Source organism: Endozoicomonas sp. SESOKO3, assembly GCF_024606255.1.
This window is the reverse complement of sequence record NZ_JAHHPR010000691.1, coordinates 1-1083: the sequence shown is the minus strand read 5'-3', so window position 1 is coordinate 1083 and position 1083 is coordinate 1. Positions and strand designations below refer to the sequence as shown.

At 50.1% G+C, this 1083-nt stretch carries 1 protein-coding gene; it reads right to left on the bottom strand.

Translation table 11 applies throughout. The annotated features are described in order from the left end of the window. Positions 1-637: DEAD/DEAH box helicase (locus KDK18_RS12165; protein ID WP_257255190.1), on the bottom strand; the 637-nt coding region annotated here is incomplete at its 3' end. Positions 638-1083 lie beyond the last annotated feature (446 nt).

Sequence of the window (1083 nt, the reverse complement as noted above, 5' to 3'; positions counted from 1 at the left end):
TACTCATTCGGCTGCGCTGCTTCTCATAATCCATTCCACCCACAACCGTCAGTACGTTCAGGGGCAGGTATTTGGTCAAGGCTTCAGCATCCTGACCAATCTGCAATGCCAGTTCTCGGGTAGGGGCAATGATGACCGCACGGGGTTCACCAAGATAGCGTTGATCCGGTGGCGGGATATCGATCAATTGTTTGATGGTGCTGACGAGAAAAGCGGCTGTCTTGCCCGTACCGGTTTGAGCTTTACCAATAGCGTCTCTGCCAGCCAGTGTGCTGCCCAGTACTTCTGCCTGAATGGGGGTGCAGTACTTGAAGCCCAGTTCCTGGATGGCTCTCATCAGTGGGTCAGGCAGATCAAAGTCATGAAAGCGGGTTTTACCCTGTTCGGGCTCTACCTGGAACTGGCTGATATGCCAGGAGGGTTCGGTCTTCTTGTCGTCTGAGCGATGAGAGTTGTGAGAATGATTACGTCGAGCAGTGTTCCGAGACTTTGGGTTTCTGGATTGAGTGCCGACAACTTTACTGTTTTTCTTCCCGCGCGGGGGCTTGGAATAAGGATTTTTTGGTGCCGGTATAGACTTTTGCCCACCGGATGAAGGCGCTTTTTTCTTTCTGAAAAGACCTAGTAATCCACTCAATGCTTTAATCTCGTTGCAATACTATATCGTTATCCCGGCCTGCAGCTTGGGGCTGACATGTCCTGAGTGCGTCTCGGGACCGGGGATTGAATCTGCTGACGACGGGTATCTCGGCCCTGGTGTTAAAAAGTCGGGCAAACAGAAAGAGAAAGAGGCCTTCAGGTAGCTGTCTGTTAACAGTCAGGTATCTGCTCAGCAGCAGTGCGCCGCAGGAAACTGGATTCAAAAGGCTGCGGCATTCCAAAAGGATTCTAAGGTATCTGGCGGGTGATTGCTAAATTGATTGCTCATAGGTGTCGCTATCGGGATGGTTGTCCTGCTCTTCGCTCTTTCTTTTGCGCATGTAGAATTTGTTCAGCTTGTCCTTTTTGCTGACTTTTCTCTTTTTTCTGCTGAGATTGCTATTGAGCTCCGGACAGAAGCCAGAGAAATTTTTATTGCTGCTG